Origin of the sequence: Amycolatopsis sp. 505, from assembly GCF_031625235.1 — a bacterium.
Taxonomy (GTDB): domain Bacteria; phylum Actinomycetota; class Actinomycetes; order Mycobacteriales; family Pseudonocardiaceae; genus Amycolatopsis.
On sequence record NZ_JACKQP010000004.1, the window covers coordinates 478,091 to 501,070 of the forward strand.

The following is a 22,980-nucleotide window of genomic DNA, read 5'->3' on the forward strand; positions in this document are numbered from 1 at the left end:
AAAGTCGGTTCGGTGAAAAGCGCGGGCGAAAAGCGCCGGAATATCCGAAATTCGTCCACGGGACGAGCCGGAAAAGTCACGCCGCGGGCAGTGACACGACCACCACGAGGCCGCCGTCCGCGCGTGCGCTCGCCGTCACCTCGCCGCCGTGGGCGTGGGCCACCGAGCGGACGATCGACAACCCGAGCCCGGTTCCTTCCGCCGCCACGCGGGCGCGGCGGTGGAACGGGTCGAACAGCGCCGGTACCTCGGCCGGCGGGATCACCGGCCCGCTGTTCACGACCTCCAGCTCCACCCGCCCCGGCAGCGACCGGGTCGCCACGCGCACCCAGCCGCCGGGCACGTTGTGGCGCATCGCGTTCTCCACCAGGTTGCCGGCCAAGCGCTCCAGCAGCACCGCGTCGCCGGCCGTCACCGCTTCGGCCAGGGACTGTTCCACCTCCGGCGGCGCCACCTGCGCGACCAGCGCCGCGAGATCCACCGGGCTTCGCGAGGTCAGCGCGCTCTCCGACTTCGCCAGCAGCAGCAACCCGCTGATCAGCTTTTCGTTCCGCGCGTTGATCTGCAGCAGCTTGCCGCCGAGCTCCCGGACGTCGCTCCCGCGGCGCATCGCCACCTCGACCAGGGACCGGTTCAGCGTCAGCGGCGTGCGCAACTCGTGCGAAGCGTTCGCGACGAACCGCCGCTGGGCGTCGAACGACCGGTCGAGGCGCTCGACCATCACGTCGAACGCGTCGGCGAGGTTCTTCACCTCGTCGTCGGGCCCGCGCAGGGCGATCCGCGCCTGCCCGCCCGGGTCGGCCGCCGCGGCGATGCGGCGCGCGGTGTCGGTGACCTGCCGCAACGGCGCCAGCGCCCGCCCCGCCACCAGCCACCCGAGACCGGCCGCCAGCACCGCGACCGCGCCGAGGGCGATCGCCCCTTGCGTCAGCAGCGACGTCGCCGCCGCCGCGCGGAGCTGGCGGGCCTGCTCGTCGAGGGCGTCCAGGGACGGCAGCGGCGGCGCCCCGGGTGGCGGGGCACCGTTGAGCACCGCGACCCGCTGCCCGACCTGCCGCGTGAACAGCAGGTACGTCACGCCCAGCAGCGCCACGCCGGCCAGCAGGAACAGGCCGCCGTAGAGCACGGTCAGCCGCAGCCGGAGGTTCACCGGAGCCGGTAGCCGACGCCGGTGACCGTCTCCACCAACGGTGGGTCGCCGAGCTTGCGGCGCAGTTTGAGGACGGTGAGCCGGACCGCGCCGGTGAACGGGTCCGCGTGCTCGTCCCACACCTTCTCCAGCAGGTGTTCGGCGGACACGGCGGCGCCGTCCGCGCGCAGCAGCTCGGCGAGCACGGCGAACTCCTTTTTGGACAGTGGCAGGCCCCGCCCGTCGCGGAACGCCTCGTGCCGCGCCGGGTCGAGCGTGACGCCGGACCGGCTCAGGACGGGCGGCGCGGCCGGTCGGCAGCGCCGCCCCAGCGACTGGATGCGGGCGGCCAGCTCGGGGAACGCGAACGGCTTCGTCAGGTAGTCGTCCGCGCCGAGGGACAGCCCGGCGACGCGGTCGGTGATCTCCACGGCCGCGGTCAGCATCAGCACCCGCGTCGCCGCTTCGGATGCGACGACCTGCCGGCAGACGTCGTCGCCGTGCACGACCGGCAGGTCCCGGTCGAGCACGACGACGTCGTAGTCGTGCACGGCGATCCGCTCGAGCGCCGCGCCGCCGTCGTGGGCGATGTCGACCGCGTGGGCGTCCTCGCGCAGCCACTCCGCGATCGCGTCCGCGAGCATCGGCTCGTCCTCCACCACCAGGACCCGCATGCCCCGATGATCGCCGCGCCCGTGTTTCTTCGCCGTTAGCACCGGTAGAGCGTGTCCGCGCCCCCGATGACGCGGGTCGGCCGGCCGCCGTACTCGGCGGGGTCGACGACCGTGCAGTGCCGCTCGATCCAGCGTTGCCGTTCGCCCTGGACAGGGCTTCGAGACGGTCCGGGCGGGCTGCCGGCGCCGCTCAGGACGAACCGCAGCTTGCCTTCGGCGAGCCAGCGTTCCAGGTGGGCGACGGACGGCGCGTTGTCCCGGCCGCCGAAGCCGCCCATGCCGATCACGGTCGCGTCGGAGTCGATGAGGAACGGCGCGACCGCCCCCGCCTCGGCGTTCACGGCGAGGGTGATTTCGGTGCCGTTGCGGCGGGCGTAGTCGAGGATGCGGCGTTGCTCGTCCGACAGCTTCGTCGCGCCGTCGCCTCCCACGAGCATCAACCGCGGACCGCCGGGTGACGGCGGCGGAGGAGGAGCTGCCGGGCCGGTGGCGGGCCCGGCGGCGGGCAGTGTCCCGGCCGACGTGCTCTGCGCGGCGGCGTACGACCAGACGGCGGGCGTGAGCAGCAGCGGCACCAGCGCGGTCAACAGCGTGACCCGGCTTCGCCCGAAGTACAGGCCGGCGATGGCGGCGACCCCCGTGCCGAGCACGGCCCAGCGTGTCCAGCCGTGGAACGACGTGTCCCGCGAGGTCAACACGAACGCCCACGCCGCGGTCAGCGCGACGGCCAGCGGGAGCAGAGTGCGCCGGTGCCGCCGCCACAGCAGCGCCAGCCCGGCGGCGGAAACCGCGGCGACGGCGGGGGCCAGCGCCGTCGTGTAGTACGGGTGCCAGATGCCGCCGGCGAAGCTGAAGACCACGGTGGTCACGAGCAGCCAGCCGCCCCAGAGCAGCCACCCGGCGTCGCGCCACCGGCGACCGAGGACGACCAGCACGAGCAGGCACAGCGGCAGCAGCCACGAGATCTGCCCGCCGACGACGTCGTTGAACATCCGGCCGGGTCCGGGGTCGCCGCCGAACGACGACATGGTCTGCTGCCCGTTGCGCATGATCATCATGCCGCCGCCCTCGCCGTTGCCGGAGAGCCGGCCGAAGCCGTTGTAGCCGAAGACGAGGTCCCACGCGGAGCCGTCTTCGCTGCCGCCCATGTAGGGCTTGGCGCCGGGCCACCAGTCGTACAGGGCGATCCACCAGAACGAGGAGACGACGAGGACGAGACCGGCGCCGAGGACGTCGAGCAGCCGCCGGTGCAGCGGCCCGCTCGTCCCGGCGAGGTAGGCGGCGACCAGGGCGGGGACGATGATCCACGCCTGCAGCATCTTGGTCAGGAAGCCGCAGCCGACGAAGAAAGCGCACCACCACAACCACTTCCGGCCGTCCCGCAGCGCGCGGGTGAGCGCGTACGCGGCGGCGACGAGGAAGAGGACGAGCAGCGTGTCGGGGTTGTTGTCCCGGTTGATGATCACGGTGACGGGTGTCAGCGCGAGGATGGCGGCGGCCAGGAGGGCGACGTTCTCGCCGGCCCAGAGCCGGACAGTGCGGTGCAGGAGGAACACCGCGGCGACGCCTTCGAGGACTTGGGGCAGCAGCAGCGCCCAGCCGTGGTAGCCGAAGATCAGCACCGAAAGCGCTTGCGGCCACAACGCGAGAGGCGGTTTGTCGACCGTGACGACGCCGTAGGGATCGAAGGAGCCGAAGAGGAAGTTGGTGAAGTTCTCCGTCATCGACTTGGCGGCGGCGGAGTAGTAGGTGTTCCCGAACTGGCCGTCGCCGATCTTCCAGGCGTAGAGGACGGCGGCGCCGAGGCAGACGAGCGGAAGCGCCCAGGGGCGGGTACGCGGAGGGGCGGCGGTGATCATGCCCGCCACCCAACTCCGGCCCGCGTTTCCCGGGCGTTTCCGTTTTACTGTCGGTGACGCAGTTGCCGGTGCCGCAGCGGTACGCCGGCAGTCACTCCGACTCGAGGTCGCCCTCCAGCGACAGGTACACCTCGCGCATCTTCGCCAGCAGCTCCGGGTCCGGCTCCTCCCACAGGCCCCGGTCCGCGGCCTCGTTCAGCCGCTCCACGATCCCGCGCAACGCCCACGGATTGGCCTTCCGCAGGAACTCCTGGTTGACCTCGTCCAGCACGTACGACTCGGTCAGCTTCTCGTACATCCAGTCTCCGACCACGCCCGCCGTCGCGTCGAAGCCGAACAGGTAGTCCACTGTGGCCGCCAGCTCGAACGCGCCCTTGTAGCCGTGGCGGCGCATCGCCGCGAGCCAGCGCGGGTTGACGACGCGCGCCCGGAACACCCGGGCCGTCTCCTCGCCCAGCGTGCGCGTGCGGACCGCGTCCGGCGAGGTGCTGTCACCCACGTAGGACGCCGGGGCCGAGCCCGTCAGGGCGCGTACCGTCGCAATCATGCCACCGTGGTATTGAAAATAGTCGTCCGAGTCCGCGATGTCGTGCTCGCGCGTGTCGGTGTTCTTCGCCGCCACCACGATGCGCTTGTACGAACTTTCCATGTCCTCGCGCGCCGGACGGCCGTCCAGGTCGCGGCCGTACGCGAAGCCGCCCCACACCGCGTACACCTCCGCGAGGTCCTTGTCGTCGCGCCAGTTGCCGCTGTCCATCAGCGGCAGCAGGCCCGCGCCATACGCACCTGGCTTCGACCCGAAGATCCGCGTGGTCGCGCGGCGGGCATCGCCGTGCGAAGCCAGGTCCGCCGAGACGTGCGCGCGGACGAAGTTTTCGTCGAGAGGTTCGTCCAAACCGGCCACCAGCCGGACGGCGTCATCGAGGAGCGTGATCACGTGCGGGAACGCGTCGCGGAAGAACCCGCTGATCCGGACCGTGACGTCGATCCGGGGCCGGCCCAGCTCCTCCAGGGGGATCGCCTCGATGCCGGTGACGCGCCGGGATGCTTCGTCCCACACCGGCTGGACACCCAGCAGCGCCAGGACTTCCGCCGCGTCGTCGCCGGACGTCCGCATCGCCGACGTGCCCCACACCGACAGCCCGACCGACCGCGGCCAGTCGCCGGTGTCCTCCCGGTAGCGGCGAAGCAGCGAATCGGCGAGGGCCTGCCCGGTCTCCCAGGCGAGCCGGCTCGGGATGGCCTTCGGGTCGACGGTGTAGAAGTTCCGCCCGGTCGGCAGCACGTTGATCAGCCCGCGCAGCGGCGACCCGCTCGGTCCGGCCGGGATGTACCCGCCGTCCAGCGCGTGCAGCACCGCGTCCAGCTCGCCCGAGGTGCCTGCGAGGCGGGGCACGATCTCCTCGGCCGCGAAGGAAAGTACCCGGGCGACCGCGGGATCCGGCGCCACCGACGCCACCGCGGTCGCGTCCCAGCCCCGCATCTCCATCGTCCGGACGAGCTCGCGCGCCGTCTTCTCGACCGCGTCCACTTCGGACATCGGCGCGTCTTCCTTGAGCCCCAGCGCCGAGCGCAGTCCCGGCACCGCACCCTGCTTGCCGCCCCACATCTGCGACGCGCGCAGCATCGCCAGCACCAGGTTGACGCGCGCTTCGCCGGTGGGCGCCGCGCCGAGAACGTGCAGCCCGTCGCGGATCTGCGCGTCCTTGACCTCGCACAGCCAGCCGTCGATGTGCAGCAGGAAGTCGTCGAACTCCGCGTCGTGCGGCCGTTCCTCGACGCCGAGGTCGTGGTCCAGCTTGGCGGCCTGGATCAGCGTCCAGATCTGCTGGCGCACGGCCGGCAGCTTCGCCGGGTCCATCGCCGCGATGTTCGCGTGCTCGTCGAGCAGCTGCTCCAGCCGGGCCATGTCGCCGTAGGACTCCGCACGCGCCATCGGCGGGATCAGGTGGTCGACGATCGTCGCGTGCGCCCGCCGCTTGGCCTGCGCGCCCTCGCCCGGGTCGTTGATCAGGAACGGGTAGACCAGCGGCAGGTTCCCGAGTACGGCGTCCGGCGCGCACGACGCCGAAAGCCCGGCGGTCTTGCCCGGCAGCCATTCGAGCGACCCGTGCTTGCCCAGGTGGACGACGGCGTGCGCGCCGAACTCCTCCTCGAGCCACCGGTACGCGGCCAGGTAGTGGTGGCTCGGCGGCAGGTCCGGGTTGTGGTAGATCGCGACCGGGTTTTCGCCGAACCCGCGCGGCGGCTGGATCATGATGATCACGTTGCCGCTCTGCAGCGACGCCAGCACGATGTCGCCGTTGTCGACGTACAGCTCGCCCGGCGCGGGACCCCAGTGCTCCTCGACGCCGTCACGCAGTCCGGCCGGCAGCGCGTCGAACCACTCCTGGTACCGCGCGGCCGGAACGCGGATCGGGTTCCCGGCCAGCTGTTCCTCGGTGAGCCACTCCGGGTCCTGGCCGCCGGCGGCGATCAGCGCGTGGATCAGCGCGTCGCCGTCGGGCTGGTCGGTGCCGGTCGGGTCGACGCCCGGGAAGGCGTCCGGGCCCAGGTCGTAACCCAGCGCGCGCATCCGCCGCAGCAGCTCGATCGCCGACGCCGGCGTGTCCAGCCCGACCGCGTTGCCGACGCGAGAGTGCTTCGTCGGGTACGCGGAGAGCATCAGCGCGATGCGACGTTGTGACGGCGGCGTGTGCCGCAGCCGGGCGTGCGCCAGGGCGATGCGAGCGACGCGGGACGCGCGTTCGGCGTCCGGCACGTACCGGGGGAGGCCGTCTTCGTCGAGTTCCTTGAACGAGAACGGCACCGTGATCAGCCGTCCGTCGAACTCCGGGACGGCCATCTGGTTCCCGGCGTCGAGCGGCGAGAGACCGTCGTCGTTGGCCGCCCACGTCTCGCGGTCGCTGGTCAGGCACAGCGCCTGCAGGATCGGGACGTCGAGCGCGGCCATCTCGGCGACGTCCCAGGCCTCGTCGTCGCCGCCCGCGCCCACCTCGGACGGCCGCGTGCCGCCCGCCGCGAGCACGGTGACCAGCAGAGCGTCCACGGAAGCCAGCTCGGCCATCATCTCCGGCTCGCGCGTACGCAGCGAAGCACAGTAGATCGGCAACGCGCGCCCGCCCGCGGCTTCGATCTCGTCGGCGAGCGCGTGCACGAAGGCCGTGTTCCCGGACAGGTGGTGCGCGCGGTAGTACAGGATGCCGATGACCGGGCCGTCGCTCTTCGCCGGGCGCTCGAGAACGCCCCACGCAGGCTGTGCCGCGGGAGGCCCGAAGCCGTCGCCGGTGAGCAGGAGCGTGTCGGAGAGGAACCGGTGGAGCTGGGTGAGGTTCGCCGGGCCGCCCTGCGCGAGGTAGGCGTGGGCCTCGGCGGCGATGCCGGCCGGGACGGTCGAGAGCTTCATCAACTCGGCGTCCGGCGTCTGCTCCCCGCCGAGGACGACGACGTGCGCGCCCGACGCCCGCAGCGTGTCCAGGCCGTCCTGCCAGCTCCGCGGGGTGCCGAGGATCCGCGCGACGACGATCTTCACGCCGTCCAGGAGCTCCGGCAGCTCGGCGACGTCGAGCCGGGCGGGGTTGCCGAGCCGGTACTCGCCGCCGGAGGAACGGGCGCTGAGCAGGTCGGTGTCCGAAGTGGACAGAAGCAGGATCACGAGGTTCCTCCTCGGGGTCCGCGCCCCGGGTCGACGGGCGCGCCGGCCGGAGTTCCTGGCTCCCGGAATCTCTTCCGGTCACAGTGGCGGGACCGCCCCGGATTCTCACCGGGTTCCTCCACCTGCCGACGCGTGGGTATCGCATCCACTCTCCGGTGCCGGTCGAGGCGCGTCAAGGTGACGTTGCCCCGGGTAACCTGACGGCTTGGAATCCCTGCTCCGGAGCTTCACCGCCGCACAGTCGACCCGCCAGCCGTACCGCCACCCCATGGCGGCCGAGCTCGAAACCGCCGGAACCGGCTTCGCCGCGTGGCTCGACGGCCGTCCCCACCACCTGGCTGACCTGGGCTTCTCCGTGAGCGGCGACGTCGTCGTCCAGGAGCCGGGCACCGAGCGGGCCTGGGGGCTCTACGCGATCGACCGGTCGGCGCCGCCGTCGCTGGTGGTCGAGGTGCCGCACCCCTCGTCCGACCTGCGGACCGACCGGGTCGGGCTGGCGCTCTTCCGGCGGGTGCCCGGTGCCGTCCTCGCGGTGGCCGGCGCGCACCGCCGCCGGGAGGACCCGGCGCACGACACGCGGACCGTCTTCCACGTCGTCAGCACGCTGCTCGCCCGCCGCGGCCTGCCGCAGGTGCAGCTCCACGGCTTCAACGACCGCACGATGCCCGCGGCCGACGTCGTCGTTTCGGCCGGGGCCGCGGAAGCCGGCGACGCGGCTCGCCGGGCCGCGGACCGCCTGGAAGCCGCCGGATTCCGCGTCCGGCGGGCCTGGGCCGACCCCTGCCGCGGCCTGACCGGGACGACGAACGTCCAGAGCCAGGCCGCCGGCGGCACCCCGTTCCTGCACGTCGAGCTCAACCGGACGACCCGCGAGACCCGCCGCGACGACGTCGTCCGCGCGCTCGCCGAGGCCGACCTGCGCAAGCCCTAGGCGGACCGCTCACCCAGGCGGGGGAAGGGCTTCGTCGAGAACAGCACTTCGACGGACACCTCGAAGAACTCCGCGATCCGCAACGCCAGGTACAGCGAAGGGCTGTACTCGCCGCGTTCGAGGTAGCCGATCGTCTGGTAGTGCACCCCGAGGGCCTCGGCCAGCTGCCGCCGCGAGATCGACCGTTCCGCGCGCAGCATCGCGATCCGGTTGTAGACGACCTCACTCATCACTACCCCACACGCTGCATGGCCTTCTGCCGCCGTTCGGCCACCGACGAGCCCGCCTCGCGTCGCGCCATGCGGCGGAGCAGGACCGGGGCCAGCGCGAAGCCGAGCACCGCCCACGCGAGCAGGACCGCCACGGTAGCCACCGGCCGCCAAGACTGGCCGATCTCGACGACGACCGCGCCGTCCGGCAGCAGCGCCGAGCGCATCCCGAGGCCGAGCCAGTACATCGGGAACACCTGCGCGATGTCCTGCACCCACACCGGCAGCGCCGTGATCGGGTAGAAGATCCCCGAGATCGCGCCCATGCCCATCACCGGCAGGGTGATCAGCCCGATCGATCGCGCGCTGTTGGCCAGCGAGCCCAGCGCCGCGCCGATCGGCATCGTCGCGGCCATGCCGAGCACCAGCACCCCGAGCAGGTGCAGGTACGACCCGACGCCGTCGGGCGCCAGCGCGGAGAACGCGAACAGGCAGGGGACCAGGACCGCGGCGACGGACGTGAGCTGGGCGAGCGACAGCGCCGTCGTCTTCCCGATCAGGTACCCGAGCATCCCGTTCGGGGTCGCCTTCGCCCGCAGCAGCGTGCCGTCCTCGCGGTCGATGGCCAGGTAGCCCGCCGCGCCGGTCAGGCCCTGGAACACGATGCCGGCGCCGAGCACGCCGGGCACGGTCGCCGCGCCGAGCGAGAACGACGTGCCGGGCAGGGTGGCGTTGCGCATGAAGAACAACGTACCGAGGAAGAGCAGCACGAAGACGACCTGCCCGACCACGTCGTCGAGGTTGGTCCACGTCTGCTTGAACTCGATCCAGCCGCGGGCCACCCCGGCCCGCACGGCGACGGCGTTCATCGCGCACCCGCTTCCTGGAGGCCGAGCTCCGTCTCGCCGCCGGTCTCGGCGCGGTGGACCAGCGTCATGTAGGTGTCCTCCAGCGACGCCCGCCGGACCTCGAGGTCCGCGACGGCCTCGCCGTGCTGCTTGAACAGGTCGTACACGTACTTCGTCGCTTCGGTCGTCGAGTGCACGAAGCGCTGCCCGCCGATGCTCCAGCGGACCTCGGCCTCGCCGAAGATCTGCCGGCTCAGCTCGTCGGCCGAGCCGTCGGCGACGATCCGGCCGCCGTTGAGGATGAGGATGCGGTCGGCGAGCTTCTCGGCCTCGTCGAGGTCGTGCGTGGTCAGCAGGATCGTCGTGTCGAGCTCGTCGGACAGGCGGTGCACCAGGTCGTGGAACTCCCGCCGGGCCTCCGGGTCGAAGCCCGCGGTCGGCTCGTCGAGGAACAGCAGCTCCGGGCGGCCGACGATGCCGATGGCGACGTCGAGCCGCCGCCGCTGACCGCCGGAAAGCTGCTTGAGCTTCTTGCCCGCGTGCTCGGTGAGTCCGACCGCGGCGATCAGCTCGTCGGCGTCCCACGGCCGCGGGTGCGACGCCGTCGAGTACGGCGCGTAGTACCGGCCGAGGTGGGCGAGCAGCTCGCGGACACGCCATTTCCCGTGGTCACGCCAGGACTGGAGCACGACCCCCAGCCGTGCCCGCCAGTCCTCGCCGCCGTGCGCCGGGTCGACGCCCAGCACGCTCACCTCGCCGGCCGACCGCATGCGGAAGCCTTCGAGGATCTCGATCGTCGTCGTCTTGCCCGCGCCGTTCGGCCCGAGCAGACAGACGACCTCCCCCCGGTACGCCTCGAATTCGACGCCGTGGAGCACGTCGTTCGTGCCGTACCGCATCCGCAGCCCGCGAATGCGGACGACGGGATCGGCAGGATCTCTCATCGCGGTCACCCCCATCTGACTGATGCGATCGAATGTAGCACACCTACTACATTCGATCAGACTTCTACGGTGCCGGGAACTTGACCCGCGGTCACCCGGTTCGGCGGGCATGGGACCTTGGCTGGGACTGGCCCTACCGGGCGGCGTCGTGATCCTGCTGGTCATGGCGGCGATCGAACTGCGGCCGCGCAAGAACGGCTCGCGCTTCAAGGCGCGGTTGTCCGCCACCTACATCGAGGAAACGACCGCGTTCCTCTACGGGACCAAGCGGCGTGAGCTGGAACACCGGGAAACGATGTCGATGCTCGTCGAGCAGGACGCCGAAGGCGCACCACCCTGGCGTGACGTGGACCTGGACGCCGGAGTCGCCCGGATCCGCCCGCGTTCGGACCCGCCGGAGCCGCCGAACCGCCAGCTACAGTGACCCCATGCCGACCCCAGCACGTGTGCGAGCCGACGCGTGCCCCGGTGTTTTCGCACCCCACGACGCCGCCGACGGGCCGTTGGCCCGCGTGCGCCTGCCCGGCGGCACGATTTCCGCAGTGCAGCTGCGCGCGCTGGCCGACGCGGCCGAGGCCTGCGGTGACGGCGATCTCCACCTCACTTCGCGCGGCAACGTCCAGCTGCGCGCCGTCAAGCGGCCCGGCCTCGAGGCCCGGCTGACCGCCGCGGGCCTGCTGCCGTCGCCGTCGCACGAGCGGGTCCGGAACGTTCTCGCCTCGCCGTTGAGCGGGCTGCGCGGCGGCCTCGCCGACGTCCGCGGCCTGGCGTCGGCTCTGGACGACGTGCTGTGTTCGACGCCGGAGCTGGCGTCGCTGCCCGGCCGGTTCCTCTTCGCTTTCGACGACGGCCGCGGCGATGTCGCCGCCGAAGGTGCCGACGTCTGCTGGCTCGCGGTGGGCCCGTCCGAGGGCACGCTGCTGCTCGCGGGCGGCGACACCGGACGACGGGTGTCGCGCGCCGACGCCGTCTCGGCGCTGGTCGAAGTCGCGCTCGGCTTCCTCCGCGTGCGCGGGTCGGCCTGGCGGGTCGCGGAGCTCGACGACCCGGCCTGGCGGGGAACGCCGGTGCCGCCGCCCGGTGTCGACATCCCGGTGGGGCTGATCTCCCGGGACGGCGGCTTCGCGGCCGGAGTCGTGCCGCGCTTCGGGCAGCTGTCCGCGGCACAGGCGCGGGCGCTGGCGGAGTTCGGTCCCGCGCTGGTCACGCCGTGGAAGTCGGTGGTGCTGCCGGACGTGCCCGCCGACGTCTTCGCGCGGCTGGGCTTCGGCGGCGAGGCCTTGGGGACCACCGCGTGCATCGGCCGTCCGGGCTGCGCGAAGTCGCGCGCCGACGTCCGGGCCGACGCGGTGTTCCGGCCGGGCCTGCGCGCGCACTTCTCGGGCTGCGAACGGCGGTGCGGGAAGCCGTCGCAGTCCCATGTGGACGTTGTCGCCGAAGCGGGGGGCTACCGCATCGACGGCCGCTGGGTGCCGCTCGACGAGCTGAAGGGAAATCTGTGATCGACTACCTGCGGGACGGTGCCGAGATCTACCGGCACTCGTTCGCCACGATCCGCGAGGAGGCGGACCTGGCGATCCTGCCCGACGACGTGGCCGGGCTGGCGGTCCGGATGATCCACGCCTGCGGCATGGTCGATCTGGTCGACGACCTGCGCTACACGCTCGACGTCGTCGAGTCCGGCCGCGCGGCGCTGGAGGCCGGCGCGCCGATCCTGTGCGATGCGCAGATGATCGCCAGCGGCGTCACCCGGCGCCGTCTGCCCGCGGCCAACGAAGTGCTCTGCACGCTGTCGGACCCCGGTGTTCCTTCGCTGGCCGAACGCATGGGCACCACCCGCTCGGCGGCGGCGCTGGAGCTGTGGCGCGACAAGCTGCCCGGTTCGGTGGTGGCGATCGGCAACGCGCCGACGGCGCTGTTCCGCCTGCTGGAGATCCTCGACGAAGGCGTCGGCGCCCCCGCGGCGATCATCGGCGTCCCGGTCGGGTTCGTCGGCGCGGTGGAGTCCAAAGTGGAGCTCGCCAAGCGGGCCCCGGCCCCGTACCTGGTGGTGCACGGCCGGCGCGGCGGCAGCGCGATGGCGGTCGCGGCGATCAACGCACTCGCGAGCGCGGAAGAATGACCGGCACACTGTACGGCGTCGGCCTCGGCCCCGGCGACCCGGAACTGATGACGGTCAAGGCGGCCCGCCTGATTTCCGAGGCCTCGGTGATCGCGTACCACTGCGCGCGGCACGGCCGGAGCATCGCGCGCTCGGTGGCCGAGCCGTACCTGCGCGAGGGGCAGATCGAGGAGAAGCTGGTCTACCCGGTCACCACGGAAACGACCGACCACCCGGGCGGCTACGAGGGCGCGATCGCCGATTTCTACGAGCTGAGCGCGAAGCGGCTGGCCGAACACCTCGACGCCGGGCGGGACGTGGTCCTGCTCTGCGAGGGCGACCCGTTCTTCTACGGCTCGTACATGTACATGCACGAACGGCTGGCCGGCCGCTTCGAGGCGGTGGTCGTCCCGGGTGTGACGTCGGTGAGCGCGGCGTCCTCGGTCATCGGCCGCCCGCTGGTGCAGCGCGACGAGGTGCTGACGGTGCTCCCGGGCACGCTCCCGGCCCCGGAGCTGGCGCGGCGCCTGGCGGACACCGACGCGGCGGCGGTGCTGAAGCTGGGCCGGACGTTCTCGTCGGTGCGGGAGGCGTTCGAGGAAGCCGGGAAACTGGACGACGCCGTGTACATCGAGCGGGCGACGTGGGGACAACAGCGGGTCGAGCCCCTGGGTGAGGTCGATCCGTCTACGGTCCCGTACTTCTCGTTGGCGTTGCTGCCTTCGCCGGCTTACGCGTCTCGGGTTTCGCCTGCTCCCGTCGCCGCTGCGCCTTCTTCGGGCGGCGAAGTCGTCGTCGTGGGGCTCGGGCCGGCCGGCCCGGAGTGGCTCACCCCGGAAGCGGCGGCGGAGCTTTCCGCCGCCGAACACATCGTCGGGTACGGGCCGTACGTGGCGCGGGTGCCGCAGAAGGCGGGCCAGCAGCGGCACGCGTCGGGCAACCGCGTCGAGGCCGACCGGGCGCGCGAGGCGTTGTCCCTGGCTGCTTCCGGCGCCCGGGTCGCGGTGGTGTCCTCGGGCGACCCGGGGGTGTTCGCGATGGCGTCGGCGGTACTGGAGCAGGTGTCGGCCGGCCACGGCACGGGCGTCCGGGTCCGGATCGTGCCGGGCGTGACGGCGGCCCAGGCGGCGGCGTCCAGGGTGGGCGCCCCGCTGGGCCACGACTACTGCGTGCTCTCGCTGTCGGATCGGCTGAAGCCGTGGGAGATCATCGAAAAGCGCCTCGACGCGGCAGGCGCGGCGGATCTCGTGCTGGCGTTGTACAACCCGGCTTCACGTTCCCGGACGACCCAGCTCGCGGACGCCCGGTCGGTGCTGCTCCGCCACCGTGCGCCGGCGACGCCGGTCGTGGTGGCGCGGGATGTCGGCGGCCCGGAGGAGGACATCCGCGTCACGACCCTCGGTGAGCTCGAACCGTCCACAGTGGACATGCGCTGCCTGCTGATCGTGGGCTCGTCCCGCACCCGGTCCGAGAACGGCATCGTCTGGACGCCCCGCAGCTACTAGGTCTGCCGCGGCCGGTCGTGAGTGGTAAGGCGGGTTCTAACCCGCTGTCATGTCTCAGGACCTCACGGACGGGTCTGTTTCAGGACTTCGCGGACAGTTTGTGGTTGGTGAGGGGTTGGTAGCGTACCGATCGGTCTAGTGTGAGCTGGCGGGCGACCGTGTCGTCGATCATGATGGTGACGCGGTCGCCTTGCCAGTAGAGGCTGGCGGTGCGTCCGGCCCAGGCGCGTCCGAGGACGATGGAGCAGCCGGAGAAGGCGAGCACGCCGGTGGCTGAGACTGTTCGGGTGGTGACGCCGCTGGGCCGGCGCGGGCCGGTGGCGGGGGTGGCTTTCGGGCGGGCGTCGTAGCGCTGCTGGGGTGTCTGCCCGTCCAGGCTTTGGTGGCGGCGATGGTTGTAGATCTGCCGGTATTGCTCGAGTAGTTCTTGCAGCTCGGTGAGGGTGTGGGCGGGTGGTCGGGCGGCGAGCCATTTCTGCAGGGTCTGGTGGACGCGTTCGTTTTTGCCGCAGGTCTGCGGGCGATGCGGGGTGGCCGCAATGCTGGTGATCCCGAGGGCGGCGAGGTGGCGTTCGAGTTCGACCATCCGGCCGCGGTGTTTGCCGGTGAAGGCCAGCCCGTTGTCCGAGAGCAGCCGCACGGGTAGGCCGTGCCCGGCGAAGGCGTGTTGCAGCGCGGCCCAGGTGTCGGTGGTGGTTTCGCCGGTGGCGGCGTAGGTGCCGACGTCGAGGCGGGAGTGGTCGTCGAGGATCTGGATGATGCAGACCTTCGTGCCGTCGGCCAGGTGGTGTTCCATGCCGTCGATCTGCCAGCAGCCGTTGGGGTCGGCGTATTCGAACCGCCGTCGGGTCCGGGGTTTCTTGCGGGGTTGCGGGGTGATCTGGCCGTGGGCGCGCAGGATCCGGTGGATGGAGGCGCGGGAGGGCACCGGGGTGAGGCCGGTGTCTTCGAGTCGCCAGCGGATGGAGAGGGGGGCCGTTGTCGAGGCCTTGGTCGGCGAGCTCTTTGCGGGCGCGCAGCACCGCCTCGGCCACCTGCGGCCCGAATGCGGTCGGGTGGCGGTGGGGGGCGGTGCTGTGGTGGGTGAACCCGCTGGCGCCTTCGGCGCGGAAGCGGGTCAGGTATTTGTAGAAGGTGTCTCGGGACAGGTCGTGTTCGCGGCAGAACCGTGCCACGTTGATCTTCTCGCCGTGAGCGGCCCGAGCGACCGCGGCGACGAACTCAGGATCCATCGCAAACCCTGCTCTGCCCATCGAGGCATGGTCACCGTTGATGCTGTGGTGGCCATGCCTCGACAGGCCAGTCAGTGTCTGTGAGGTCCTGAGACATCAACTGTCGGCGATGTCCTGAGACTCAACAGCGGGTTCTAACCCGCCTTACCACTCACGACGGGTCAGCGCGTGGGATCCTTGCCGTTCGGCTGGCGGGGTCCCGGACCCGGTGACCACCAGCCCGGCACCGTCTTCTCGCCGTGGACGATCGTCGGGGCGATGCCCTCGGTGAACGGCTCGATCTGCAGCAGCTGGCCCCACGACTGGCTCGGCTGGCCGATCAGGTAGCTCGGCACCTCCGGCTCCTCGGCCAGCTCCTCCAGCCAGCCGATTGGGCCGCCGTTCGTCGAAGACGCCCACTGGGCCTCGTCCGCCAGGCCGCCGGCCGTGATGCGGTAGTCCGGGACCTGGGAGATCCCGTCGTGGCTGGTCACCGGCTGGACGCACGGGTACACGAACGACGCCGGCCAGTCCACGTACACCGGCTTCGAGCCGATGCGGTCCGTCAGCGTCGTGAACGTCGGGACGCGCGGCGCCGACGCCGCGATCCAGCCGTCCTCCGTCAGGTCGTTGTCCACGATGTTGATGCGGACCGCGTTCGTCTCCGGCGGGAGGTCGCGCAGGTTGATGCGGGTGTCGTTCCAGCCGCCCGTGCCCGACCCCGGCGGCAGCATGAACTGGCTGCGCAGCACCTTCACGCCGTCCGGGGTGTCGACGCCGTAGTCGAGGCTGACCGACGTCGGGCGGCGGGCCGCCCCGGCCGTCGCCACCACGATCTGGCCGTCCGCCGGCTTCTCCGTCAGCGCGTACCAGTCGCTGCGCAGCCGGCCGGCGCGCGTCTCCGGGTCGAGGTAACTCGACCACATCGGCACCTTCTCCGGGGTGAACCCGTGCGGCGGCTCGGCCAGCGGGTCCTTGTCGTCGACCGGGCGGGTGTGGAAGCCGGTCTGCACGCGGCCGTTGTCCTGGTCGGGGTTCGGCAGCGGGGACTCGGGCTCCTTGGGCTTCTCCGCGACGGTCCGCTGCTCGGCCTGCGGGTGCAGGATGCTCGTCGCCGCGTCGCGCTCGACCATGACGTGGTCGGAGAGGTTGCAGCTCTTGCCGAACAGGTGCCCGACGTTCGCCGCGCCCAGGCTGTAGCTGCCGGACTGGTTGTGGATCGCCCACGCCATCGTGACGAACTCGCCCGCCGCCACCAGGCCGCAGACCACCACCAGCGACAGCGACCCGAGCCGCAGCGCGCGCAGCCGGCCTTCCTGGGGCTGGTCCGGCAGGCCCGGGCGGTGCGCGCGGACGTTCTCGACGAACGCGTATATCCCGGCGATCGCGGCCGCGACCAGCAGGATCGTCGACAGCGGGAGGCCGCCGACCGACGGGGCCACGTTCGTCCACTGGACGCCGAGGCGGGAGACGAACCAGTACGTGTTCGGTCCGGTCGCGGCCAGCGCGGCGACCACCAGCAGCGCCGCGAGGAACGCCGCGCGGTTGCGCTGGGACCGCAGCACCGTCGAGCTGGTCGCGAGCGCGGCCAGGGCCGCCATCGACGCGCCGACCGCGGCGAACGCGCCGAAGTGGTGCGTCCACTTCGTCGGCGTCAGGGCCAGGAGCAGGAAGAACAGCGCCGTGGTGCCGATCAGGCGGCGGGCCGGGCCGAGCGCCGCGCCGGGGATCCGGCTGCGGCGCAGCAGCACCACCAGGCAGGTGGCGGTGCAGAGGACGACCAGCAGCACCGGGAACCGGCGTGGCGCCGAACCGTCCGGCAGGTCGGCGAACAGCAGCTGGTAGCGCGCGAGCTCCTGGAACCACGACAGGTTCGGGCCGACCTGGGTCCGGATCCGGGTCGCTTCCTGGACGGTCGCGAACGTCTGGTCGGCGAACACCACGACCAGCACGAGCAGTCCCGCGGCGGCGACCGGCGCCAGCACCGGCAGCCAGCCGCTCTCGTTCGCGCGCTGCCGGATCAGCTTGAACAGCGGGCGCGCGGCGACCAGGAACGGCGCCACCGCGATCAGCCCGGTCGGCGTCGCGGCCAGGGTGAACCCGGCCGCGGTCAGGCCGAGGCACAGCGGCAGCAGCCGCCGCGTCACCAGCGTGCGCTCGACCGCACAGATCGCCAGCAGCGAGCCGAGCGCGGCCACCGGTTCCGGGCGGACGCCGTTGTTGTAGGGCATCCACCAGATCAGGAACACCGTCGCCGCGGCCCAGCTGGCCGGGCGGCTGGTGCGGATCTGGCTGCCGAGGCGCGGCATCACCTCGCGGCTGATCAGCAGCCAGCTCAGCACGCCGAGCAGGAACGACGGCAGCCGGATCCACGGCGGCACCGTGCTGACGTGCGTCATCAGCTCGAAGACGTGGTAGAACCAGCCGAACGGTGCCTCGGCGACCCCGAACCAGCGGTGGTAGTTCGTCAGGTAGCCGGTCGCCTCGGTGACCCGGGCCATCGTGAGGATGTAGCCGTCGTCCGAGGTCACCGGCCCGATGAAGACCCACGCGCCGAGCGCGATGATCACCGTCGCGTCCCGCGCGGTCAGCCGCCACCAGCCGACCGGCGCCCAGCGCGGCGCGCGTCTCGCGAAGCCGGAGTCGCGGCGCCAGACCGCGATCAGGCAGCCGATCAGCGACAGCACGGCGAGCACGCCGACGACGATCTTCAGCGCGGTCGGCGACGTCTGGTACCGCGTGTCCGGCACGACCGAAACGTGCAGGCCGGCGATCGGGTCCTTGCTCGAGTTGATCGACGAGTAGATGCCGACCAGCCGCGGGCGGACGTCGCCGTTCGCGTGGAAGATCGGCGTCCCGGCGACGGTCAGGGTCATCTGCGTCGCATCGACGTCCAGCTCGACGTCGCACTTCTCGGCGGGCAGCGGCTGCTGGGCGATCTGCTGACCCTGGCTCGAGGCGAACAGCACGCCGTTGTCGATGCGCAGCTGCAGGCCGACGCCCTTGCCGGCGTTCGGGTCGGTGCGGCCGTCCGGCACGGTGGCGAACAGCAGGCCCGGACCGTTCGTGCGGGCGTCGACCGAGCGGATGGTCGCGCACGGCACCTCGGCCCGCAGGTCCTGGGCCCAGTACCCGGTCAAGGGCGCGTTGACGGAGCGGGTGTCGCTGCCGGTCGGCCAGACGACCTCCGCCGTGTCCTGCACCACCGGCAGGAAAGGGAAAGCCAGCGCGCACAAGGCCGAGAGCAACCCCAGCGCTACGGCAATCAGACGCATCGGCGCAACGCTAACGGGTCAGAGGTCGGCGGCTGACGCAGCCCCCGGGTCACGCCGGGTGAACCGCCCGTGGTGTATCGCCGCGGACAGCGGGCGGCGGCTGCGCCAACCGTGGCGTTCGAGGTCCGGAACGGCCGCCAGCTCGCTGACCGGCCCGGTGCAGAGCCACGCGACCGGCCGGACGCCGTCCGGGATGCCGAGCAGCTCGCTCAGGAAGGGCTCGCGGTAGAAGCTCACCCAGCCGACACCCAGGCCTTCCGCGGTCGCGGCGAGCCAGAGGTTCTGGATCGCGAGGCACACCGAGTAGAGGCCGGCGTCGGCGATGGCGTGCCGGCCGAGCACGTCGGGCGCGCCACGCGCCGGGTCGTAGGTGACGACGATGCCGAGGCTCGCCTCGAGGATGCCTTCGATCTTGATGTTCGCGAAGGTGCCGGCGCGGTCTTCGCCGAGCTGCCCGGCGAAGACCTCACGCTCCTCGTGGACGTGCTTCGCGAACTTCTCGCGCGTCGTGACGTCGTCGACCAGCACGAAGTCCCACGGCTGAGTGAGCCCGACGCTCGGCGCGGCGTGCGCGGCCTCGAGGATCCGCGTCAGCGTGGCCTCGGGGATCGGCTCGCCGGTGAACTCGCCGCGGACGTCCCGCCGCTTGCGCAGGACTTCGTAGAACTCTTCGATCATCGGTGCAGGACCCATTCGACGGCTTCGGGGACGGTTTCGGCGGTCTCCGTACGCGGCCGCGCAGGCCGCCGGACCACGACGACGGGCTTCCCGAGCTCACGGGCCGCGGTCAGCTTCGCGCTTGTCTGCGGGCCGCCGGAGTCTTTGGTGACCAGGACGTCGACCCGGCCGAGCAGCGCCCGTTCGGCGGCCACCTCGTACGGCCCGCGCGCGAGGAGGAGTTCGTGGTGCCGCGGCAGCGGCGGCTCGGGCGGGTCGACGCACCGGATGAGGAACCACAGGTCGTCGAGGTGCGCGAAGGCCGGGAGACCCTGGCGGCCGCTGGTGAGGAACACGCGTTTGCCCAGGTGGGGGAGCTGCCGGGCGGCGTCGGCGAGGTCGTCGGCCCAGTGCCAGACGTCCTGCGGGCCCGCTTGCCAGCCCGGCCGCGCGAGCCGCAGCAGGGGCGTGTTCGTTCGCTCGGCCGCTTCCGCCGCGTTCGCGCCGATGCGTTCGGCGAAGGGGTGCGTCGCGTCCACGACGGCGGTGATCTGGTTCTCGCGCAGGTACCGCGCGAGGCCCTCGGGGCCGCCGAAGCCGCCGACGCGCACTTCGCCGACCGGGAGCCTTGGCCGTGCGACGCGCCCCGCGAGCGAAGAGACAACGCGCACTTCGCGCGCGGAGAGCGCTTCGGCGAGCTGACGGGCTTCGCCGGTCCCGCCGAGGATGAGGATCACGAGGAACGCCCGTAGCCGACGGCCTCCCGCCAGCGGTCCAGCGTACGCAGGTTGGCGAGGGTCTCCGCCCAGGTCAGCTCGGGTGCCTGCCGGTCATCGACGTGCGCGGCGACGTGGTCCGCTTCGCGCGCGAAGACGCCCTGGGTGGCTTCGACCTCGATGACCTCCGGCTCGCCGCCCGCCGGGGTCAGGATGATCTGCGAGACGCCGGGCTTGCGCAGCGGGTGGATCCACGCCGGCTCCGGGATGTGGATCTGCCCGCCCGAGCCGAAGACGCGGATGCCGTCCTCGCGGGTCAGCCGGATCCCGCACGAGATCGTCGCGAGGATGTCGCCGGGCAGGCGCAGCAGGCCGGTCGCCCACTCGTCGACGCCGGTGGCGGACAGGTGCGCCATTCCGCTGACCTCGGACGGCTCGACGACGTCCTGCCCGGTCGCGGCCTGCGCGACCAGCCGGGAGAGGGACGTGCAGTAGCAGCCGACGTCCAGGATCCCGCCGCCACCGAGCGCCGGGTCGCTCAGCCGGGCGGTCTCCTCGGGGTTGCTGTCGAAGGAGAAGGTGGTGTCCACCGCGCGGACCTCGCCGATGGCGCCGGACGAGATCAGCTCGGCCAGCCGCCGCGTCTGCGGGTGCAGCCGGTACATGAACGCCTCCATCAGAAAGACGTCGTGCGCCCGAGCGGCGGCGATCACCTCCTCGGCATCGGCCGCGGTGATCGTCAGCGGCTTCTCGCAAAGGACGTGCTTCCCGGCTTCGGCGGCGGCGATGGCCCACTGCTTGTGCAGCGCGTGCGGCGTCGAGACGTACACGGCGTCGATGTCCGGATCGGCGAGGAGCTCTTCGTAGCTGCCGTAGGCCTTCGGGATGTCGAAGCGCGTGGCGAAGTCCCGCGCCCGGCCGGCGTCCCGCGCGGCGACGGCGCCGAGGACGCCGTGTTTGCTTTCGTCGACGCCCGCGGCGAAGTGGGCAGCGATCGTCCCGGCGGCCAGCAGGCCCCAGCGCAGTTCCGTCACAACGACTCCGGTTGGTTCGCCCGGTCCCGGGCACTCGAGTAGAGGAAGCTGTCGGGAAAGTTCGTCGCGGCGAGCACCCGCCCGACGAAGATGGTCGCCGCGCGCGTCATCCCGGCTTCGCGCACGAGGACGGGCAGTTCGCCGAGCACCCCGCGCACGACGGTCTCCCCGGGCTGGCTCGCGAGCGCGACGACGGCGACCGGGCAGTCCTCGCCGTAGTGGGGCTTGAGCTCGTCGGCCACCCGTTCGACGTGGTTGATGGCGAGGTGCAGCGCCAGCGTGGCCCCGGTCGCGGCAAAGGCGGCGAGGGTCTCGCCGGGCGGCATCTTGGTGGAGCGCGCTTGAACGCGCGTGATCACCAGGCTCTGCCCGATTTCGGGCACGGTGAGCTCCCGCTTCAGCGCGGCGGCCGAAGCGGCGAAGGCGGGCACGCCGGGCACGACCTCGTAGGGAACACCGGCCGCATCGAGCCGCCGCACCTGCTCGGCGACGGCGCTGTAGAGCGACGGATCGCCCGAGCACAGCCGCGCGACCTCGTGCCCGGCAGCGTGGGCCTCGACGAGCTTCGCGACGATCTGCTCGAGGCTGAGGTTCGCCGTGTCGACGAGCTCGGCCCCGGGCGGGCAGTACGCGAGCAGGTCGGGCGGCGTCATGCTGCCGGGGTAGAGGCAGACACCGCAGCGCGCGAGCAGATCCCGGCCCCGCACGGTGATGAGGTCGGCGGCCCCGGGCCCGGCGCCGATGAAGTGCACGGTCATCGGCTGCTCCGGAGAGCCGCGCCGGCACGCGCCGCCGCCTGGGCGCCGTCGGGCTGCCGGCCCATGGCCAGGTGCGCGGCTTCGCGCCGGTCCGCCGGAGCTCCGGTGGACTCGGGCTCGCGGCTCGCGGAGGTTGGCCGAGCGCCGGTCATCGGCTGCCCTGCGGGCATGGCCGCCCAGCCGGTGGCCTCGTGCCGGCCCGCCGGTGATCCCGCGAAGCCCGGGTAGGCGTGCGCGCTCATCGGCTGCTCCACTGGGTCACGACCCGCGCCGGGGTCCAGCCCGTGAAGCCGCCCAGGGGGGCCGCTCGCTCCACGCCGATCCGCAGGAGCTCGCCTCCGTGCTGCTCGTACGCCCGGGCCAGCACCTGCTCGGCCTCCAGCGTCACCCCGTGCGCCACCACCCGTGCGCCGGTGGCCACGCACGCGTCCAGTACGCCCGGCGCCGTCACGCCGCCTCCGATGAAGACCGCGTCCGGTGCGGGCAGCGCGCTCAGCGCTTCCGGTGCTTCCCCCGCCACCACCTCCAGTTCCGGTACTCCCAGGTCCAATGCGTTCCGGCCGATCCGCTCGGCCCGCTCCGCGGAGCGTTCGATCGCGACTGCACGGTTGAGCCCGTGCAGCCGGGACCACTCGATGCCGACGCTGCCCGCGCCCGCGCCGACGTCCCACAACAACTCGCCGGGACTCGGCGCGAGGCGGGCCAGCGCCGACACTCGGAGGTCGCGCTTGGTCAGCTGCCCGTCGTGGGCGTACACGTCGTCCGGGATGCCGATCAGCGGCAACGCCGGACCCGTGCACTCCAGCGCGAACACCGTCAGCGGTCCGGGATCGCCGGCCCAGCCGTCGGAGATGCGCTCGTCGGGCCCGCCCAGGTTCTCCAACGCGATCAGCTCGCTCTCGCCATAACCCCGCACGGTGAGCAGGGAGCGCAAAGCGGGCGCGTCGGCACCCAGGATGAGCACTCGCCGGCGCGGCGCCAGCACCCGGGCGACGCGGGCGGACGACCGGCCGACGATGGTGACCACCTCGGTCTCCTCGGCGGACCAGCCCAGCCGTGCCCGGGCCAGTGTCACCGAGGAGAGCGCAGGCAGCGCCTCGACCTCGTATCCATGGGCCACCAGTGTGGCACCCACCCCCGACAAAAACGGATCTCCGCTGGCCAGGACGCAAATCCGGGCGCCTTCGTGCTCGGCGATGACCGCGTCCAGCCCCGGCAGCAACGGCGTCGGCCATGCCTGCGTCGGGACGTCCTCGGGCAGGTAACCCAGCTGCCGGGGCGCCCCCAGCACGACGTCGGCGGCAAGCACCGCGGACCTGGCCTGCTCCGACAGCCCGGACCAGCCGTCGGCCCCGATCCCGACCACGGTCAGGCGGTCCGCTCCGGCAGCCGGTGGACGTGATTCTTCGCGCACGATTTCCCACCCTAAGCGAGGCATGCGCTGTGCGATGATCGGCCGGTCGCCGACCTCAGG

The 22,980-nt window shown here is 72.2% G+C and carries 20 protein-coding genes, 1 pseudogene and 1 riboswitch; of the genes and pseudogenes, 5 read left to right on the plus strand and 16 right to left on the minus strand.

Annotated elements, in window-relative coordinates:
- Positions 1–76: 76 nt before the first annotated feature.
- The 4 genes from H5965_RS18155 to cobN form a co-directional block, all read right to left on the minus strand.
- Positions 77–1,150 (minus strand): HAMP domain-containing sensor histidine kinase, encoded by a 1,074-nt coding sequence (locus H5965_RS18155; protein WP_310971186.1) that lies wholly within the window; start codon positions 1,148–1,150, stop codon positions 77–79.
- Entirely contained in the window at positions 1,147–1,803 is a 657-nt protein-coding gene (locus H5965_RS18160) for a response regulator transcription factor (RefSeq protein ID WP_310971187.1), read from the minus strand. Before H5965_RS18160 ends, H5965_RS18155 begins: the two co-directional genes overlap by 4 nt.
- Before the next feature lie 35 nt (positions 1,804–1,838).
- Positions 1,839–3,662, minus strand: coding sequence for a glycosyltransferase family 39 protein (locus H5965_RS18165; RefSeq protein WP_310971188.1), 1,824 nt, complete (start codon positions 3,660–3,662; stop codon positions 1,839–1,841).
- Between the two features lie 91 nt (positions 3,663–3,753).
- Positions 3,754–7,317: a cobaltochelatase subunit CobN gene (cobN, locus tag H5965_RS18170; RefSeq protein ID WP_310971189.1), complete on the minus strand. Its 3,564-nt coding sequence runs from the start codon at positions 7,315–7,317 to the stop codon at positions 3,754–3,756.
- A gap of 49 nt (positions 7,318–7,366) precedes the next feature.
- A riboswitch (cobalamin riboswitch) is annotated at positions 7,367–7,436 on the minus strand.
- An 86-nt stretch (positions 7,437–7,522) separates the two neighbouring features.
- Between cobN and H5965_RS18175 the strand changes: the two genes are divergently transcribed.
- Positions 7,523–8,248, plus strand: coding sequence for a hypothetical protein (locus H5965_RS18175; protein WP_310971190.1), 726 nt, complete (start codon positions 7,523–7,525; stop codon positions 8,246–8,248).
- Here H5965_RS18175 and H5965_RS18180 read toward each other — a convergent pair.
- From H5965_RS18180 to H5965_RS18190, 3 genes are read right to left on the minus strand one after another with little or no spacing between them, the layout of a single operon-like run.
- Complete coding sequence (locus H5965_RS18180; RefSeq protein WP_043784651.1) at positions 8,245–8,478, minus strand: helix-turn-helix transcriptional regulator; 234 nt, start codon at positions 8,476–8,478, stop codon at positions 8,245–8,247. The genes H5965_RS18175 and H5965_RS18180 overlap by 4 nt on opposite strands.
- Positions 8,479–8,480: 2 nt before the next feature.
- Positions 8,481–9,326: an ABC transporter permease gene (locus tag H5965_RS18185; RefSeq protein ID WP_310971191.1), complete on the minus strand. Its 846-nt coding sequence runs from the start codon at positions 9,324–9,326 to the stop codon at positions 8,481–8,483.
- Positions 9,323–10,249 (minus strand): ABC transporter ATP-binding protein, encoded by a 927-nt coding sequence (locus H5965_RS18190; RefSeq protein WP_310971192.1) that lies wholly within the window; start codon positions 10,247–10,249, stop codon positions 9,323–9,325. The genes H5965_RS18185 and H5965_RS18190 overlap by 4 nt, the downstream gene beginning before the upstream one ends.
- A 109-nt stretch (positions 10,250–10,358) precedes the next feature.
- Here H5965_RS18190 and H5965_RS18195 point away from each other — a divergent pair, with 109 nt between their 5' ends.
- The 4 genes from H5965_RS18195 to H5965_RS18210 are packed head-to-tail and all read left to right on the plus strand — an operon-like array spanning position 10,359 to position 13,855.
- On the plus strand, positions 10,359–10,673 hold the full coding sequence (locus H5965_RS18195; protein ID WP_310971193.1) for a DUF6191 domain-containing protein: 315 nt from the start codon (positions 10,359–10,361) through the stop codon (positions 10,671–10,673).
- Between the two features lie 4 nt (positions 10,674–10,677).
- A complete protein-coding gene (locus H5965_RS18200; RefSeq protein ID WP_310971194.1) occupies positions 10,678–11,751 on the plus strand; it encodes a precorrin-3B synthase in 1,074 nt (357 codons plus the stop codon).
- Complete coding sequence (locus tag H5965_RS18205; protein WP_310971195.1) at positions 11,748–12,371, plus strand: precorrin-8X methylmutase; 624 nt, start codon at positions 11,748–11,750, stop codon at positions 12,369–12,371. The genes H5965_RS18200 and H5965_RS18205 overlap by 4 nt, the downstream gene beginning before the upstream one ends.
- Positions 12,368–13,855 carry a precorrin-2 C(20)-methyltransferase gene (locus H5965_RS18210; RefSeq protein ID WP_310971196.1) on the plus strand — a complete coding sequence of 496 codons (1,488 nt, stop codon included), beginning with the start codon at positions 12,368–12,370 and terminating at the stop codon, positions 13,853–13,855. The genes H5965_RS18205 and H5965_RS18210 overlap by 4 nt, the downstream gene beginning before the upstream one ends.
- A gap of 79 nt (positions 13,856–13,934) precedes the next feature.
- On the opposite strand, the gene H5965_RS18215 is transcribed toward H5965_RS18210, so the two are convergent.
- The 9 genes and pseudogenes from H5965_RS18215 to cbiE form a co-directional block, all read right to left on the minus strand.
- Positions 13,935–14,783, minus strand: coding sequence for an integrase core domain-containing protein (locus H5965_RS18215; RefSeq protein ID WP_310971197.1), 849 nt, complete (start codon positions 14,781–14,783; stop codon positions 13,935–13,937).
- Positions 14,784–14,922: 139 nt separating this feature from the next.
- A pseudogene (locus H5965_RS18220) lies at positions 14,923–15,108 on the minus strand (helix-turn-helix domain-containing protein); the annotation flags it as partial.
- A gap of 140 nt (positions 15,109–15,248) precedes the next feature.
- Positions 15,249–18,341, minus strand: coding sequence for an arabinosyltransferase domain-containing protein (locus H5965_RS18225; protein ID WP_310971198.1), 3,093 nt, complete (start codon positions 18,339–18,341; stop codon positions 15,249–15,251).
- 18 nt (positions 18,342–18,359) lie between these two features.
- Positions 18,360–19,019, minus strand: a complete 660-nt coding sequence (bluB, locus tag H5965_RS18230; protein WP_310971199.1) for a 5,6-dimethylbenzimidazole synthase — start codon at positions 19,017–19,019, stop codon at positions 18,360–18,362.
- Positions 19,016–19,735 carry a cobalt-precorrin-6A reductase gene (locus tag H5965_RS18235; RefSeq protein WP_310971200.1) on the minus strand — a complete coding sequence of 240 codons (720 nt, stop codon included), beginning with the start codon at positions 19,733–19,735 and terminating at the stop codon, positions 19,016–19,018. The genes bluB and H5965_RS18235 overlap by 4 nt, the downstream gene beginning before the upstream one ends.
- Positions 19,732–20,748 carry a Gfo/Idh/MocA family oxidoreductase gene (locus H5965_RS18240; RefSeq protein WP_310971201.1) on the minus strand — a complete coding sequence of 339 codons (1,017 nt, stop codon included), beginning with the start codon at positions 20,746–20,748 and terminating at the stop codon, positions 19,732–19,734. Before H5965_RS18240 ends, H5965_RS18235 begins: the two co-directional genes overlap by 4 nt.
- Positions 20,745–21,506, minus strand: coding sequence for a precorrin-4 C(11)-methyltransferase (gene cobM / locus H5965_RS18245; RefSeq protein ID WP_310971202.1), 762 nt, complete (start codon positions 21,504–21,506; stop codon positions 20,745–20,747). Before cobM ends, H5965_RS18240 begins: the two co-directional genes overlap by 4 nt.
- Positions 21,503–21,748, minus strand: coding sequence for a hypothetical protein (locus tag H5965_RS18250; RefSeq protein WP_310971203.1), 246 nt, complete (start codon positions 21,746–21,748; stop codon positions 21,503–21,505). The genes cobM and H5965_RS18250 overlap by 4 nt, the downstream gene beginning before the upstream one ends.
- Complete coding sequence (gene cbiE / locus H5965_RS18255; RefSeq protein ID WP_310971204.1) at positions 21,745–22,944, minus strand: precorrin-6y C5,15-methyltransferase (decarboxylating) subunit CbiE; 1,200 nt, start codon at positions 22,942–22,944, stop codon at positions 21,745–21,747. Before cbiE ends, H5965_RS18250 begins: the two co-directional genes overlap by 4 nt.
- Positions 22,945–22,980: the final 36 nt, after the last annotated feature.

Coding starts and splice junctions, on each gene's coding strand:
- bluB (WP_310971199.1), bottom strand. CDS start 19,019: ATGATCGAAGAGTTCTACGAAGTCCTGCGCAAGCGGCGGGACGTCCGC.
- H5965_RS18210 (WP_310971196.1), top strand. CDS start 12,368: ATGACCGGCACACTGTACGGCGTCGGCCTCGGCCCCGGCGACCCGGAA.
- H5965_RS18200 (WP_310971194.1), top strand. CDS start 10,678: ATGCCGACCCCAGCACGTGTGCGAGCCGACGCGTGCCCCGGTGTTTTC.
- cobM (WP_310971202.1), bottom strand. CDS start 21,506: ATGACCGTGCACTTCATCGGCGCCGGGCCCGGGGCCGCCGACCTCATC.
- cbiE (WP_310971204.1), bottom strand. CDS start 22,944: ATGCCTCGCTTAGGGTGGGAAATCGTGCGCGAAGAATCACGTCCACCG.
- H5965_RS18190 (WP_310971192.1), bottom strand. CDS start 10,249: ATGAGAGATCCTGCCGATCCCGTCGTCCGCATTCGCGGGCTGCGGATG.
- H5965_RS18160 (WP_310971187.1), bottom strand. CDS start 1,803: ATGCGGGTCCTGGTGGTGGAGGACGAGCCGATGCTCGCGGACGCGATC.
- H5965_RS18165 (WP_310971188.1), bottom strand. CDS start 3,662: ATGATCACCGCCGCCCCTCCGCGTACCCGCCCCTGGGCGCTTCCGCTC.
- H5965_RS18250 (WP_310971203.1), bottom strand. CDS start 21,748: ATGAGCGCGCACGCCTACCCGGGCTTCGCGGGATCACCGGCGGGCCGG.
- H5965_RS18225 (WP_310971198.1), bottom strand. CDS start 18,341: ATGCGTCTGATTGCCGTAGCGCTGGGGTTGCTCTCGGCCTTGTGCGCG.
- H5965_RS18195 (WP_310971193.1), top strand. CDS start 10,359: ATGGGACCTTGGCTGGGACTGGCCCTACCGGGCGGCGTCGTGATCCTG.
- H5965_RS18180 (WP_043784651.1), bottom strand. CDS start 8,478: ATGAGTGAGGTCGTCTACAACCGGATCGCGATGCTGCGCGCGGAACGG.
- H5965_RS18185 (WP_310971191.1), bottom strand. CDS start 9,326: ATGAACGCCGTCGCCGTGCGGGCCGGGGTGGCCCGCGGCTGGATCGAG.